At 53.7% G+C, this 15,497-nt stretch carries 15 protein-coding genes; 10 read left to right on the top strand and 5 right to left on the bottom strand.

Features of this window, described 5'->3' with window-relative positions; genetic code table 11:
- Positions 1-5 precede the first annotated feature (5 nt).
- On the bottom strand, positions 6-1,388 hold the full coding sequence (locus AC0YNW_RS00330) for a YheC/YheD family endospore coat-associated protein (protein ID WP_475830327.1): 1,383 nt from the start codon (positions 1,386-1,388) through the stop codon (positions 6-8).
- A gap of 223 nt (positions 1,389-1,611) precedes the next feature.
- Here AC0YNW_RS00330 and AC0YNW_RS00335 point away from each other — a divergent pair, with 223 nt between their 5' ends.
- Positions 1,612-1,929, top strand: coding sequence for a hypothetical protein (locus AC0YNW_RS00335; RefSeq protein ID WP_387476300.1), 318 nt, complete (start codon positions 1,612-1,614; stop codon positions 1,927-1,929).
- A 103-nt stretch (positions 1,930-2,032) separates the two neighbouring features.
- On the opposite strand, the gene AC0YNW_RS00340 is transcribed toward AC0YNW_RS00335, so the two are convergent.
- Entirely contained in the window at positions 2,033-2,386 is a 354-nt protein-coding gene (locus AC0YNW_RS00340) for a helix-turn-helix domain-containing protein (protein ID WP_475830328.1), read from the bottom strand.
- 156 nt (positions 2,387-2,542) lie between these two features.
- Here AC0YNW_RS00340 and AC0YNW_RS00345 point away from each other — a divergent pair, with 156 nt between their 5' ends.
- Both AC0YNW_RS00345 and AC0YNW_RS00350 read left to right on the top strand, forming a co-directional pair.
- On the top strand, positions 2,543-3,037 hold the full coding sequence (locus AC0YNW_RS00345; protein ID WP_387476296.1) for a hypothetical protein: 495 nt from the start codon (positions 2,543-2,545) through the stop codon (positions 3,035-3,037).
- Positions 3,038-3,089: 52 nt separating this feature from the next.
- Positions 3,090-4,481: a DRTGG domain-containing protein gene (locus AC0YNW_RS00350; RefSeq protein WP_475830329.1), complete on the top strand. Its 1,392-nt coding sequence runs from the start codon at positions 3,090-3,092 to the stop codon at positions 4,479-4,481.
- Here the strand turns inward: AC0YNW_RS00350 and AC0YNW_RS00355 are convergent.
- The 3 genes from AC0YNW_RS00355 to AC0YNW_RS00365 all read right to left on the bottom strand — a co-directional run bounded on the left by AC0YNW_RS00355 (position 4,478) and on the right by AC0YNW_RS00365 (position 5,962).
- Positions 4,478-4,792: a YtpI family protein gene (locus tag AC0YNW_RS00355; RefSeq protein WP_387476292.1), complete on the bottom strand. Its 315-nt coding sequence runs from the start codon at positions 4,790-4,792 to the stop codon at positions 4,478-4,480. The genes AC0YNW_RS00350 and AC0YNW_RS00355 overlap by 4 nt on opposite strands.
- 330 nt (positions 4,793-5,122) lie before the next feature.
- Positions 5,123-5,632 (bottom strand): sporulation membrane protein YtrI, encoded by a 510-nt coding sequence (locus AC0YNW_RS00360; RefSeq protein ID WP_475830330.1) that lies wholly within the window; start codon positions 5,630-5,632, stop codon positions 5,123-5,125.
- A 3-nt stretch (positions 5,633-5,635) separates the two neighbouring features.
- On the bottom strand, positions 5,636-5,962 hold the full coding sequence (locus AC0YNW_RS00365) for a YtrH family sporulation protein (RefSeq protein ID WP_475830331.1): 327 nt from the start codon (positions 5,960-5,962) through the stop codon (positions 5,636-5,638).
- 127 nt (positions 5,963-6,089) lie between these two features.
- Between AC0YNW_RS00365 and AC0YNW_RS00370 the strand changes: the two genes are divergently transcribed.
- The 7 genes from AC0YNW_RS00370 (at position 6,090) to AC0YNW_RS00400 (ending at position 15,220) form a co-directional block, all read left to right on the top strand.
- Positions 6,090-9,842, top strand: a complete 3,753-nt coding sequence (locus AC0YNW_RS00370) for a DNA polymerase III subunit alpha (RefSeq protein ID WP_475830332.1) — start codon at positions 6,090-6,092, stop codon at positions 9,840-9,842.
- A gap of 98 nt (positions 9,843-9,940) precedes the next feature.
- A complete protein-coding gene (locus AC0YNW_RS00375; RefSeq protein WP_387476284.1) occupies positions 9,941-10,438 on the top strand; it encodes a phosphatidylglycerophosphatase A family protein in 498 nt (165 codons plus the stop codon).
- Positions 10,439-10,567: 129 nt separating this feature from the next.
- Positions 10,568-10,756 (top strand): glutamate decarboxylase, encoded by a 189-nt coding sequence (locus AC0YNW_RS00380; RefSeq protein ID WP_116042381.1) that lies wholly within the window; start codon positions 10,568-10,570, stop codon positions 10,754-10,756.
- A gap of 39 nt (positions 10,757-10,795) precedes the next feature.
- On the top strand, positions 10,796-11,665 hold the full coding sequence (gene accD / locus AC0YNW_RS00385) for an acetyl-CoA carboxylase, carboxyltransferase subunit beta (RefSeq protein ID WP_387476281.1): 870 nt from the start codon (positions 10,796-10,798) through the stop codon (positions 11,663-11,665).
- Positions 11,655-12,728 (top strand): acetyl-CoA carboxylase carboxyltransferase subunit alpha, encoded by a 1,074-nt coding sequence (locus AC0YNW_RS00390; protein ID WP_475830333.1) that lies wholly within the window; start codon positions 11,655-11,657, stop codon positions 12,726-12,728. The genes accD and AC0YNW_RS00390 overlap by 11 nt, the downstream gene beginning before the upstream one ends.
- Positions 12,729-12,823: 95 nt before the next feature.
- Positions 12,824-14,578 carry a pyruvate kinase gene (pyk, locus tag AC0YNW_RS00395; protein ID WP_475830334.1) on the top strand — a complete coding sequence of 585 codons (1,755 nt, stop codon included), beginning with the start codon at positions 12,824-12,826 and terminating at the stop codon, positions 14,576-14,578.
- A gap of 174 nt (positions 14,579-14,752) precedes the next feature.
- Positions 14,753-15,220: an acyl-CoA thioesterase gene (locus tag AC0YNW_RS00400; protein WP_475830335.1), complete on the top strand. Its 468-nt coding sequence runs from the start codon at positions 14,753-14,755 to the stop codon at positions 15,218-15,220.
- Positions 15,221-15,497: the final 277 nt, after the last annotated feature.

Here is a 15,497-nt window from a genome sequence, read left to right on the forward strand (position 1 = left end):
CTCCGTCAGAAGCCCGCAAGGAAGCGGGCGTATTGGATCATCATTCGAACGGAAGGTCTGATCTTGCCTTCGTTCAGCGGCGTGTTGTCGTTCTTGGACGGCTTGGAATTGACTTCGAGCAGCCATACTTTGCCGCTTGTATCGAGCGCAAGGTCAATGCCAAGCTCCCCGAAGTGGGCGGGAATATGGGTGTCGATGCCCTTGGCGATTTGAAGCGCCGCATTGCGGAGCCGCCCGGTCGTATCCAGCCGGTTGATGTTGCTGTTCATATTGCACTTGGACACGGCTGCGGTTACCGTGCTGAGCGTACCACCCCGCGCGAGATTGGACACAAAATGCTGATTGCCCGCTGTACGGGCGACGATGGAGGTGATCATCCATTTGCCGGTGGCGTTCTTCTGGACGAGCGCACGGAAGTCGACCGGCCTCTTCTGGATTTCAATCAGTTGCAAGCCCTGCTGGATCTGATAGCGGACTGATTTCATTTTTGAAGAGATTGAGGCGTATAGCCTTGTCAGATTGGGATACACCTGCTTGCGCGAGCCTGCGGGGGTGGCATGCAGCGCTTGGTAACTTTCGCCCTCCAGATGGGAGATGCGAATGATGCCTTTGCCCAGACTGCCTCGTACCGGCTTGAGAAAAACATTGCTGTATTTGCCGCACATGCTCCGGAGTGTGGCATAGCTGCGCAGCGGATGCGACTCCGGCAAGTACCGGACGAGCGATTCGTCCTTCTGAAGCGCTTCGAACACCTCGGTCTTATCCAGAAACTTTTCGTTGAAGAAGACGGTGGAATGATAGAGCTTTGTTTCTTTCATAAACCTCTGCACCTCATAGCTGTTCTCCAGCTTTCGCGTCGTCAGGCGATTGTTCACAATATCGGGCGCGGGGAACAGGCTCTGCTTCCATTCGCCTGAATAGGTCCAGCCTTCGACTGCATCGGCGCTCTTTCCGATGTGGTTGGGCGTAAAGAAGTAGACGTACGCGCCTTGCGCCGTGCACGCTTCCACCAGCTCTCGGCAGAACATCGTTATGGTGCCGAACGGCTTATCCGGTGTCTGGGGGAAGTCGCGGCTTACCAGTACGCCGATGAGCGGACCAAGCGACAGCATGCCGGTAGCCGTCTTGTAATGCATACGCAGATGGATGCGTGCGGGTGAGTCTGGCGGCCAGCCCATTTTGGCTGCGAGCGACTGGCTGATGCGCATGCCGTCGAGCTTCGCTGCCGGTATAACTTTCAAGTGCCGGCGGAAAGCGCCGAACTTGAGCTCTACATGCTGTCCTCTAGGGATCTTCCAATGCTTGATGTAGCCTTCGCCAAGCACGATGGTATCTTCGGGCAGCTGATTTGCAGCGATGACTTGTATGGCGACTTTCGTTCTTAGCATTTCTAATCTCCTTCCAAGCCAGAAGGTCATGCGATGAGGGATATGGAGGCCTGTAGGTGTTTTACACGAATTAATTCATCATATGAGTTCGCCTACCGGATGGTGAATGCGTGTTCGGAGCGAAGCGCTTCCCGCAGTCATAGAGTCGGAATTCGGATCATAGAATAGAAGTACAAAGGACAAGACTATTGTTGTCCGCATCGGGGTGAATAAGGAGGAGAGTATGGAGCGCAAACGAAAATTGCCGGGTAAAGGCCGTCATGTATTCTATCTGATCGCTGCTTCGGGCATGCTTTTTTATGCGTTGACCCAAATGGGACAAAGCGCGGGAGGCGGTACTGCCCATTTGTTCTGGTATGTATGGCTCGCCTTTACGGCGGTCATCATAGCGGCCAATGTGAATATGCTGCTCATGAGCGAAGGGAAGCGCAAGGAGATGGCCCGCATCAAGCGGGCGAAGGCGCAGCGGTGGGAGCGGGCCCTGGAGAAGCGGATATCGAAGCGGGCAGAGACTGTGCAGCGCACTAGAGGCAGAGGATAAGGGAGAGGCGCGAGGCCTGCCCCTATAGTCTCTAGGTGGAATAAGCTTAACAATAAAGGCCCCTGATAGGGGCCTTTTTGGTGTGCGGCAATAGATGCTGGTATTATTCCAAATCTTTGAACTGAACCAATTGCTTGACTAGTTTATAGACGGCTTCTTGTTCTTTGACGCTTAGACCCGACAGCTGGCTTGCGATCTTGTCAGCATACCGCACAGCCTCGTCGCTTTCTTCGGTTGGCGGCTCCGCATGGATGTTCACAATCGTCTCCAGCGGCGTATGCAGCGCGGCGGCAATTCTGCTCAGAACGTCGATCGTCGGGTTTTTGTCACCACGCTCGACTTGTCCCATATAAGAAGCGTTGATATCCGCGCGCAGCGCCAATTGCTCCTGACTAAGCCCTTTGGCTCTGCGCAATGCGCGTATGTTCTCGCCGACCAAACGTCCGATGTCGCTCATAAAGTCACCTCAGCCTAACGATAAAAGGTTAAACGCAGCGTCTCAACGTTATATAGGATGTATATTAAATCGTTACTATAGTCATTGACTCGGGGGTGGATGATTTATTATAATTAACATAAATATGACAAATGTGTTAGAATGGTGGGATAATAGTTGAAGGAGCAGGGTGAAGAAGGGATGATGGTAGAGGAATTTGAATTTTATAGAAAGGTCCGGGCTTTTTATTGCAATGTGTCGTTCTCGCTGTCCTTCACCTATCGCTTCTCGCACAGGCTTAACAAGTCCGCGACAGCAAAGGGGACTTTCAGTTGCGGAGTGAATGCGCACACGCAAACGGTCGAATACTTGATGCAATTGAAATCGGAACCGATAGAAAGGCCCTATAGCGAAAGCGGTTCGTTCCTGTTTTCCAGTATTTATGAGGCCATTCCGGAACAGGTTATCGATTATATGAATTATCCGATTCATAAGCTTCGCTACCGTGTGCCGATCGATTATGACTGGCAGCAATTTATAGTAGACGGAGCAGAGAGCGCCATTAACGCGAACAGCATGAACGTATTGCTTAAGAAATGGAAGCTGCTTGGGGCGAGCGGCCAGCCGGTCGACGCCCATCTGAAGGTGAAGAAGGTAGAGTTGCAATGGTAGATTAAGCTGCCAAGCTCAGGACAAGCGTTCCGGATTTCCGATTCTTGTTTCCATGTCCTATAATGGAGCTAACGAGGAGGGAACGAACGTGAGTACGATCCATGAGCCAGGCAATGATACGACGACCAAGCATGAGCTAATTCTTCAACATATACAGGGACTTAAGATCGGCACGAAAATATCGGTTAGAGCCATTGCAAAAGAGCTGAGCGTGAGCGAAGGCACCGTATACAAGGCATTCAAGGAAGCGGAAGCGTCCGGCCTCGTCAGCACGAAGGAGAGAATCGGCACCGTGCGAATCGACCGCAAGCGGCGTGACGCGCTGGACCAACTAACGTTCGGCGAGGTTGCGCAAATTGTGGAAGGCCGGTTGTTCGGAGGCGGCGAGGGGCTGGACAAGACGCTGCACAAATTCGTCATTGGCGCGATGGAGCTGGAAGCGATGCTTCGGTATATCGACCAAGGCAGTCTGCTTATTGTAGGAAACCGCGTGAACGTCCACCGCAGGGCGCTGGAGCAGGGCGCAGGCGTACTGATTACAGGAGGGTTCGAGCCTAGCGAAGAGGTGATTGCGCTAGCGGACGAGCTCTCTTTGCCGATTCTGTCATCCAGACACGATACGTATACCGTTGCTTCTATGATCAACAGGGCGATGTATGACAGGCTTATCAAGCGGAAGATTATGCTGATCGAGGATATCGTCACATTCAGCCGTCCAGCTGATGTGCTTCGCACCGGAGCTACTGTAACGGACTATAATAGGCTGTCCAAGGAAACAGGGTATTCGCGTTTTCCAGTCGTTGATGATCGGGGCAGGGTAATCGGGATGATGACGGCGAAGGATGCAGTAGGCTCCAAGGAAGATATTGCGGTGGACAAGGTGATGACCAGGCAGCCTATTACGGCAGCGCCCAATATTACGGTCACATCCGCAGCACATACGATGGCGGCTGAGGGCATTGATCTGCTGCCGATCGTCGATCGGCATCGCAAGCTGCTGGGCGTCGTGACGCGGCAAGAGGTGCTGGATGCAATGCGATTCGCGGGCAAGCAGCCGGAATCAGGACAGACGTTCGAGGATTTGATGTGGGCAGGCTTCATTCAGACGGAGGAGAGCAGCCAGGACGATGCGGGGATCAGCTACAAAGGGGCTATTACGCCGCAAATGTCAGGCGCGCTCGGTATGGCCTCAGAGGGGCTCTTGACGACACTTATGGCGCAAGCCGCCAGAAGAATGATCCGTGATACCGGCAAGCGGGATTTCCTGCTGGAGAGCATGACATCCTATTATGTCAGACCTGTGCAAATCGATAGTGAGATTACGATAAAGCCGCGGCCGCTTGAGCTAAGCCGCAAATTCTCCAAGCTTGAGATCGAGGTGCTGGACCGGCAGGGACTCGCCGCGAAGGCGATGCTGACGGCCCAGATGATCGATCCGTATTAACGCTGTGTCTGCTCGCTTGCAGCCATGGAACGATAGACGCTTAAGTTGCGGATGCCCGCGAACAGGTTGAACAGGCCGATGACGATAAAGATCGCGCCGATCACGATGCGAAGCGTAGATTCGGCGGACAGGAATAGCTGGACAGCGGCGATAAATAGCAGCATGCCACCCATGCTTATGTTCATTCTTGCGGCTTGAATGCCCCTTGTTCTAGGGTCTGTAGCGCGCCGCGACTTGAAACTGAATACGGTCGAAAGCGCCAGCGTAATCAGGATGCCCGGGAAGAGCAGCCATTGCAGCAGTTGATCCATGTTACCTATACAGCTCCTTTAATTCAAAAAATAGAGGCCGGCGCCGCTATCGGCGTTCACGGCTGTCAATCGTTTTCTATTGTATCAGATTGTGTGTGTGTTTGCTTCAAGTGCGTGTTCAAAAAGTCCGGTTTTCAGCACATGAGCTTATGCTTCCGATGATGCGTTTTTTCAAAACGCTGCAGAAGATGGGATGAAGCTGGGAAGTGAGGAGCGGAGCGTAGTGGAAGCTTTTGTGAGCACCTGAAGTTCCGGCTGAATGCCCTATTCGATGTCGAGTAGGCTTCCTGATCCCCTTCGTGATCAAAAGTGGATTTTTTGAACAACCTCTTAAGAAGCGGGAGCTTTGGCATGGGGCAGCGCAATCATCCAGATCTGAAGCACATTGTCTGCAAGCAGCACCGTCTGCAGCTCAACCACATAATCTTTTCCGTTAATGTCCTCATAGACCTTCCTCTCCAGAATCTTGCGGGTGAATTTGGCGTCGGAGTCGACCTCATAGATGCTTTGGCCCAGGAAGATCGAGAGGTCCTCCTTCACACGCTTAATCAGCTCCGCTTCGGTCACTTTGTCCAGATGAGTACGCTTGCCATTGTTTTCGGCGAGCCTCAACTGAATGCTCTTAATGACCGTATGCTGGTTTTTGTATTGATTTAACCCCCGAATATCTTGCTCGTATTGCTCCAGCTTGGATTCCAGTTCATTCTTTGTATGATACATAGCTTCAAACTGCGCAACAAACAGGGAGTTAAGCGTGACAGCTCCGGCCAGCATGCCCAGCAGGAAGACGCCTATAAGCTGCATGCCTCTTATATATCGTTCGAACGGAGGCAGTCTCATCGACTACACCGCTCCTTTGCATATTAATCGGACCAGCTCGGTGGCCATGTGCGCACCCAGAAAGGCGAACAGAATGAAGCAGATTTGCTGCGCCACCGGCGACAGCTGGCCTAATGAGATATTGCTTTCAATGACTCTGACGGGATCGATCGATCCGCCTATCGCGGCTACGATGGCCCATATTTTCAGCCGGAGTGCGGTGTCGAGCATAACGGTGGCAGGAGGCATCAGCATAAAGACAGAGCCGACGCCCGCCAGCGTGGCTCCTCCGATGACGACGCCAAAGGCGATAAAAAAATCCATACCCGCTTTTGATAAAAAATAGCTCATGCCCATTGCCTCCAATTCGTAATCCCAGCGCTTTATACCATTCTATGGGCGTGTCCAACCCGATTATGATAAAATAGCGATAACTTTAAAATGAGAACAGAGGTTTGCTAGGAAAGGTGGTCATACCATGGGCGTAAGTGCCGGACAAGAAAAGGCATTTGTACATCTGCATGCGCATAGCGAATATAGCCTCCTTGACGGCGCCGCCCGCATACGGGACTTGGCATCCCGTGCTGCCGAGCTGGGCATGCGCGCGCTTGCCTTGACGGATCACGGCGTGATGTACGGGGCGATTCCGTTCTATCGCGCTTGCCGTGCGAACGGGATCAAGCCGATTATCGGCTGCGAGCTGTATTTGACAGCGGGATCGCGATTCGAGAAGGGGGCGCGCAAGGATAATCCGACCTATCATCTTATCGTGTTGGCGAAGGATGAGACGGGCTACCGCAATTTGATGAAGCTCAGCTCTATCGCCCATCTGGAGGGTTTCCATTATAAGCCGAGAGTGGACATGGAGACGCTGGCTAAGCATGCTGAGGGCTTGGTCTGCCTCAGCTCCTGCTTGATGGGAGAGGTCTCCCAGCATTTGCTCTACGACCGCATGGATGAGGCGAGGGAAGCCGCGCTTCGCTACCGGACGATCTTCGGGGACGACTTCTACCTGGAGCTTCAGGATCACGGGATGCTGGAGCAGAAGAAGGTGGCGACGGCCATGATCGAACTTGCCCGGGAGACGGGGATCAAGCTGGTTGCGACCAATGACGTGCATTATTTGCGGCCGGAAGATGCCAGCGTGCAGGATGTGCTCATCTGTATCGGCACGGGCAAGACCGTCGAGGATGGGGACCGCATGCGCATGTCGACGGACCAGCTATATATGAAGAGCGGCGAAGAGATGGCAGCTTTATTCCGCCATGTGCCGGAGGCGATCGCCCATACGGTAGAAATTGCGGACAAATGCAATCTGGAGCTGACATTCGGCAGGGCAGCCCTGCCCGTATTCCGGCCTGTTCCCGCCGGAGCGTCCTCTGCTCAATATTTGGCGGAGCTATGCGGGAGCGGTCTTGTGTCGCGATACGCGGGTTTGCCGGAGTGGACGGACGGCTCGGATTTCCGAGCGAAGGCTGAAGAGCGGCTGGCTTATGAGTTGTCCGTTATCGAGAATATGGGGTTCAGCGATTACTTCCTGATCGTATGGGACTTCATTCGCTTCGCCCATGAACGCGGCATACGCACCGGTCCTGGCCGGGGTTCCTCCGCAGGAAGTCTCGTCGCTTACGCGCTGCGAATAACCGATGTCGATCCGCTGAAATACAAGCTCCTGTTCGAGCGCTTCCTGAACCCAGAGCGGATATCAATGCCGGATATCGATATCGACTTCAACGACGAGCGCCGCGACGAAGTTATTGCCTATGTATCCGCCAAGTACGGCGAGGAGCATGTGGCGCAAATTATTACGTTCGGCACCATGGCCGCGAAGGCTGCGGTCAGAGATGTAGGCAGAGCGCTCAACGTGCCGTTCCAAGAGGTGGACCGGGCCGCGAAGCTGATCCCGAATCAGCTTGGCATTACACTGGAGGAGGCGCTGCGCCAGAGCGAGGAGCTGCGAGCCGCCTGCGAGCGGCAGCCGAAGACAGATGCGCTGCTGAAGATGGCGATCAAGGTAGAGGGGATGCCCCGTCATGCCTCGACTCACGCCGCAGGCGTCATTATCTCGAAGGAGCCGCTGACGGATTACGTTCCGCTGCAGGGCGGGAGCGAATCGATTCCGCTGACCCAATATTCCATGGAGCATCTGGAGGCGATCGGCCTGCTCAAGATGGACTTCCTGGGCCTAAGAACGCTGTCTATTCTTGAACGAACGCTTGCCTGGGTGAAGGAGCTGTTCCGGAAGGAAATTGATTTCCGCACGATAGACGATTCTGACCCAGATACCTATGCGATGCTTGGACGAGGCGATACGACAGGCATCTTCCAGCTGGAGTCGACTGGCGTGCGGCGAGTACTGCGGGAGATGAAGCCGTCGGCCTTCGAAGACATCATCTCGGTGGTGGCCTTGTATCGTCCGGGTCCGATGGAATTTATACCCAAGTATATCGGGGGCAAGCATGGTGTGTTGGATGTCACTTATCCTCACCCGAAACTTGAGTCTATCCTGAAGGATACGTACGGAATCATCGTCTACCAGGAGCAAATCATGCAGATTGCTTCTCTGATGGCGGGCTTCTCGCTCGGTGAAGCCGACTTGCTGCGCCGTGCGGTATCCAAGAAGAAGCGCGAGGTGCTCGATGAGGAGCGCGCCCACTTCGTGAAGGGCAGCCTGGGGCAAGGTTACAGTGAAGAGGAGGCCAACCGGGTCTATGACATGATCGTCCGCTTTGCCGATTACGGCTTCCCGCGCGCGCATGCCGCGGCATATGGTGTGCTTGCATTCCAGACAGCCTGGCTTAAGGCGCATTATCCTGTACCCTTTATGGCCTCCATGATGGCATCGGTTACGGGCAATATGCGCAAGACGGCAGAATACGCCGATGAATGCCGCCGGATGGGGATCGAGGTGCTGCCGCCGGATTTGAACGAAAGCAGCGTGTCGTTCACCCCTGTGGAATCTGCGGTACGATTCGGGCTGGCTTCCATTAAGAACGTCGGCACTCAAGCGATAGATGCTGTGCTGCGGGAGCGGGAGAACGGACCGTTCGCCAGCCTGCTCGATCTGTGTAAGCGGGTCGATCTGCGCGTCGTGAACAAGCGCGTTCTGGAATCGCTGATCCAGGCCGGCGCGCTGGATTCCTTGCCGGGCCACCGCGCCCAGCTGCTTGCTTCGCTGGAGGAGACGGTGGAGACGGCGGTGAAGTGGCGCAAGGAGAAGGAAGAGCTGCAGATTGAGATGTTCGGCTTCGAGGAGGTGCAGAATTGGGATGTAGAGCTGCCGGACATCAGGCCGTTCACGACTTCCCAAAAGCTGGACTTCGAGCGCGAATTGCTAGGCATGTATTTGTCGGGCCATCCGCTGGAATCCGTAGCAGAACGGCTTGATCAGCTGGAGCTTGACCGTCTGGTGGACTTGAACGATGCGGCGGACGGGACGATTGCTGTAGTCGGCGTCATGGTTGCGGGCCTCAAGCCTTTCACCAATAAGAAAGGCAATGCGATGGGTTTTATGGATGTAGAGGATCGCATCATGCGAGTGGAAGCTGTCGTATTCCCGGCCGTATGGAAGCGTGTCGGCGCCAAGCTTGCCAAAGACGGGCTCGTCATTGTACAAGCGAAGGTCCAGCATGAGGACGAGGATTTCAAGCTGCTGGTCGATGATGTCGTTCCGATCGAGGGAACCGATGACTATATGGCGGCCCAGGTCAGACGACTGCGTAACGCAGCGCGCACTCGGTCGGCCAGAATGGACAGCAGTCGTCCGGCATCGGCTGGCGGGACTCAGCAGCAAGCTGCCGAATCGAAATCCCGGACTGCCGCCAGCGTAGATTCCTCTTCCCACGGGGCATCTGGTAGAATGTCTTCTACGAGAGAAGCGCCGCAGCGTCAAGCCTCCACAGAGTCATCATTCCGTTCGAATGGAGACGGTGATCGGCAGCAGCCTGCCGGGACGAGCGCTGCTGTCCGGCCTGCCGCCGGTGGCGAGACAAGGACGGGTAAGCGCCAGCTGCTCTACATCAAAATTACGGAGAGCAACGAGCGTGCGGATGTGCTGAACGCTCTGAAGGAATTGCTCTTGTCCCATCCGGGAACGATAGATTGCGCGTTGTTCTATGAACGGGAAGGCAAAGCGATCGCGCTCAGCGCAAGCCATCGCGTAAAGCCGGGACCCAAGCTGCTGGGGGCGATCGAGGAGCTGCTGGGTACCGGTTCAGCTGTAATCAGATAAGCACTCAGGCGCTCTTCTTATCGGATTTTGTATTTCTATGCACATTATGGCTTGTCCACGCATATGCATAGAGATACAAGCAGGCCCCGAGAGGAAGGATGTCCGTGAACGCAATCGAAAAATGGCTGGAGACACGCGGCGTGACGGTTGAGGATATTGCAGAGATTGTATATACGCTGCAATCGCCGTATAATTCAGATCTACGCATAGAGGAGTGCCGGGAAAGCGTGCGAGCAGTGCTGGAGAAGAGAGAAGTGCAATATGTATTATATACAGGCATAGCTCTGGATGAGCTGGCTGAGCGGAAGCTTCTGCCTGAGCCGCTGCAATCCATTATGGAGCGCGACGAATCGCTGTATGGCGTCGATGAGACGCTTGCCCTTGGCATTACGAACGTGTACGGCATGATCGGGCTTACGAGCTTCGGATATTTGGACAAAATGAAGCCAGGCATCATTCGCAAATTGAATGTCAAAGGCGAAAAAATCCATGTCTTTCTGGACGATTTGGTAGCCGGTCTGGCGGCTGCGGCATCTGCCCGCATCGCTCACGGCGATCCGAAAGCCATCCAATATCATTTGCCCGATTCGCCATAACTATGTTATCATTATGGCATCATATGGCCTTTTGGCGGGATTAGTTTGGTTTTACTAGACAGGACGGCGACAGTCGTGAACGTTCGACAGGTTAACTTTGCTAACGCGGGGTTATCAGGAGGTACCAAGATGTGGACGGTTATCTATATCGCACCAACAGCAAAAATGGCAGAAAACATCAAGAAGCGGCTCACGGAAGAAGGTTTTTTGATAAAGGTCCGGCCCGTCAATCTGTCTAAACAGCAATATGAGATATTAGTTCCGTCAGGCGAGCTTGAGGAAGTACAGGAAGTATTCAATTCCTTGTTCCGCTCTTGATGGCTAATTGTTCATTATTGCGCCTTGAGAGGTGTAACAGTGCAAATTAAGGACTTATTTTCGAAAAAAAAATATGCGACGATCCCTTCGGAGCGTCCCAAGCGTGATATTCCAGAAGGCTTGATGAATAAGTGCTCCAAGTGCGGCACGATTCAATATAGCAAAGAGCTGGAAAAAAACATGAAGGTTTGCTCCTCTTGCGGGCATCATTACCGGCTGAATGCTTGGGAGAGGATCGGCATGACGCTGGACGACGGCAAGCTGACGGAATACGATGCCGCTATGGAATCGGTCGATCCGTTGTCCTTCCCGGGTTATGCCAATAAGCTTGAACAGCAGAAAGCCAAGTCGAATCTTCGCGATTCCGTCATAACGGGCGAAGGCAAGATTGGCGGCTTTCCTGTGGTTGTTGCCGTGATGAGCTTTGACTTCTTTACAGGAAGCATGGGCTCAGTCGCTGGCGAGAAAATTACAAGAGCGATCGAAGCGGCTCATGAGAAGAAGCTGCCTCTTATCATTTTCTCGACATCGAGCGGCGCTCGTATGCAGGAGAGTATCCTGAGCCTGATGCAGATGGCCAAGACAAGCGCTGCGCTGGCGAAGTTCCAAGGGGCTGGCGGATTGTACATCTCCGTCTTCACTGACCCGACGACAGGCGGCGTATCCGCCAGCTTCGCGAGTCTTGGCGACTATAATTTGGCCGAGCCCGGCGCATTGATCGGTTTTGCGGGACGCATCGTCATCGAGCAGACGATCCGCCAGAAGCTTCCGGACAACTTCCAGACGGCCGAGTTCAACTTGCAGCACGGTCAGCTGGATAAAGTCGTGCACCGCAAGGATATGAAGGCGACGCTTACAAAGCTGCTGGACATGCATTGCGTGAAGGAGGAATCGTTCCATGCCGAATGAACTGCCCTTTGAGAAGCCCATTGTGGAATTGCGTCAAAAAATCAAAGAACTGAAAAGTTTGAGCGTCGGTAAAGGCATTGATTTCTCCGAAGAGATTCTTCGGCTGGAGGAACGCTGCAAGCAGCTGGAAGAAGAGCTGTACAGCGAGCTGACGGCAGCGCAGAAGATGCATCTTGCGCGTCATCATCAACGTCCGACATCGCTGGATTTCATCGGCGAGGTCTTTACCGACTTTATGGAGCTGCACGGCGATCGGCTATTCGCCGACGACCTGGCGATCGTAGGCGGTCTGGCTAAGCTGAACGGGGTGCCGGTAACGGTCATCGGTCATCAGCGGGGCAAGGATACGCGTGAGAATATCGCCCGTTTCTTCGGCAGCCCCCATCCGGAAGGCTTCCGCAAAGCGCTGCGACTCATGCAGCAGGCGAACAAATTCAATCGCCCGATCATTACCTTTATCGATACCAAAGGCGCCTATCCGGGCAATACGGCAGAGGAACGCGGTCAATCGGAAGCGATTGCGCGCAACCTGCGTGAGATGGCCGGTTTCGGTGTGCCTATTATCTGCGTTGTCATCGGTGAAGGCGGAAGCGGCGGCGCTCTGGCGCTTGGCGTCGGCAACCGTGTATTGATGCTGGAGAACGCCATCTATTCGGCGATATCGCCGAACGGCGCGGCATCGATTCTTTGGAAGGACGCTTCGAGAGCCGACCAGGCAGCCGAAGCCATGAAGATTACTGCGAAGGATCTGCTGGAATTCGGCATTATTGAGCAGATTATCGAAGAGCCGCAAGGCGGCGCCCATCGCGACCTTGAATATCAGTCGGAGCGTATTAAGGAAGGGCTTTGGACTCATCTTCAAGAACTTCTCGCAATGAGCGCTGATGAGCTGATTGAGGATCGCTACAACAAGTTCCGTAAAATCGGATATTTCCAGATGGCCGAGCTTGAAGCGGCTGGGGAAGTCCGGGAGCCGTCCGCGGCTGCGGAGCAAGGGAACGAGCTGGGCGGACCAGCAGCCAGCCATTCTGCGGGACAGGAAGCTGCCCCAACCCTTAACTAACGTATACAATCGCTATTACGCGGGGGACAAGCCCGTGAAGGCGTGTATTTATATTCAATAATGACATTTCAGGCACTAAACGGAGGAAACATAACATGCGCAAAACTAAAATCGTCTGTACAATCGGACCTTCCAGCGAATCACTGGAAAACACAAAAAAACTGATCCAAGCCGGGATGAACGTAGCCCGTCTTAACTTCTCGCACGGTGACTTCGAGGAACATGGCAACCGGATCAAAAACGTAGGATTGGCTAATGCCGAGATGGGTACGTCGGTAGCAATCTTGCTGGATACGAAAGGTCCTGAGATTCGTCTGGGCAAGCTGAAGGAAGAGCCGATTGAGTTGGTGCAAGGCGATGCGATTACGCTGACTACGGAAGAAATTCTGGGCGACCGCACGCGTATTCCCGTAACATACAATAATCTTCCCAATGACCTGTCTATCGGTTCGACCGTCCTGATTGACGACGGCCTGATTGGCTTGACGGTAGAAGCGATTGAAGGCACGGAAATTCACTGCCGTATCGTGAACAACGGTCCGATCAAGAGCAAAAAAGGTGTGAACGTTCCTGGCGTCAAAATCTCGTTGCCGGGCATCACGGAAAAAGACGCAAACGATATCATCTTCGGTATCGAGCAAGGCGTCGACTTTATCGCTGCTTCCTTCGTGCGTAAAGCAAGCGACGTTCTGGAAATCCGCGAATTGCTGGAGAAGCACAACGCGAGCCACATCCAAATCATCTCCAAAATCGAGAACCAGGAAGGCGTAGACAACCTGGACGAGATTCTGGAAGTGTCCGACGGTTTGATGGTTGCCCGTGGCGACCTTGGCGTTGAGATTCCGGCGGAAGAAGTGCCGCTGGTTCAAAAAATGATGATCAAGAAGTGTAACCGCGCAGGCAAGCCGGTTATTACAGCAACACAAATGCTGGATTCCATGCAGCGCAACCCTCGTCCGACTCGCGCAGAAGCGAGTGACGTAGCGAATGCGATCTTCGACGGGACGGATGCCATCATGCTCTCCGGCGAGACGGCTGCGGGCAAATATCCGGTTGAATCGGTTCAAACGATGTCCCGTATTGCAGAGCGCGCGGAGAACGCGCTTGAATATCGTGAGATCTTCACGAAGCAAGCGAACGCTCAGCAAACGTCCGTAACGGAAGCAATCAGCCAAGCGGTAGCAAACTCCGCTTTGGATCTGAATGCAAAAGCGATCATTACTTCCACGCAAAGCGGCTTTACAGCTCGCATGGTATCCAAATACCGTCCGAAAGCACCGATCATCGCGGTTACGACGGATGCGAAAGTAATGAAGCGTCTGGCACTGGGCTGGGGCGTAATCCCGGTTAAGGGAGCTGACGCGGACACTACAGACGAAATGTTCGACAATGCGGTCAAAGGCGCAATGGGCACAGGTTTGCTGGCACTGGGCGACACGGTTGTCATTACGGCAGGCGTACCGGTAGGATTTGCAGGCACAACCAACCTGATGAAAATCCACCACATTGGCGAGCTTTTGGCAAAAGGCCAAGGCATCGGCAGCCAGACGGTTACGGGCAAGCTGGTAGTAGCTCGCACGCCGCAAGAAGCGAATGAAAAAGTACAGCAAGGCGACATTCTGGTAGCTGTCTCGACAGACAAGGAATACATGCCTGCATTCGAGAAGGCGGGAGCGGTTATTACGGAGCAAGGCGGCATTACGAGCCATGCGGCAGTATGCGGTCTTAACCTGAGCGTTCCGGTCATTCTGGGTGTGACAGGTGCTACGGATACACTGAAAGACGGCATGGAAGTTACCGTATATGCGGAAACGGGCTTTATCTACTCCGGCCAATCCAAAGTACTGTAATTTAACTTTATAAATGGATAGAAAGCGATGGTGCCTTCACCGTCGCTTTTTATTCAACTATCGGACTAACCTCTAATGCGGCCGCTTCTTTAATGACGGCTTCGTTAGAGGTTTTTTCAAACCGTAAGCTTAGGGCACGCCATAGTCGCAAACAATAGAACGGGGGATGAAAAAGTGGGGACGGAAGGCGCATGGACATTATATCCCATTCGGGTCAGATATCAGGAAACGGATCAGATGGGCGTAGTTTTTCACGGTAATTATGTAACCTGGTTCGAAGTTGGACGTACGGAATGGATAAGGTCGGCCGGATACGACTATAAGACGATTGAAAGCAAAGGACTGCTGCTGCCGGTCGTTGATCTTCAGTGCACGTATGTCGCTCCGGCCAAATACGACGATCTCGTTGTCGTGTGCACTCGTATTGCCAGCAGCTCACCGCTGCGCGTGGAGTTTCAATCGCAGGTCCGCAGAGTGACGGAGGCTGAGTTCAAGGCAGCAAAGGCAGCATATGGCGATGAGCTCCCGGGAGAATTGCTGGTCGAAGGCGGCACCAAGCATGTCTGGGTGAATGAACAGTGGCAGCCGGCAAGGCTAAGCCGGGTGCTTCCAGAGTTGTATGCGCTCATTAGCGGGAAGTAAGTGATAGGCGTGAGGGGCTGGAGCGTACGGTATAAGTCGATTATTTCGACTTATTCCTGCTTGCGGGCCAGTGCGTACGATATAAGTCGATCTCATCGACTTATTCTTGCTTGCAGGGTAAGTGCGTACGATATAAGTCGATTTCATCGACTTATTCCCGCTTGCTGGGTTAGGGCGCACCGTATAAGTCGATCCCATCGACTTAATCTCGCTCGCTGGGCTGATGCGCACCAAGTAAGTCGATCACATCGACTTACTACCGCTTGCTGGTCCGGAA

The sequence above is a fragment of the Paenibacillus sp. J31R120 genome (assembly GCF_056269225.1).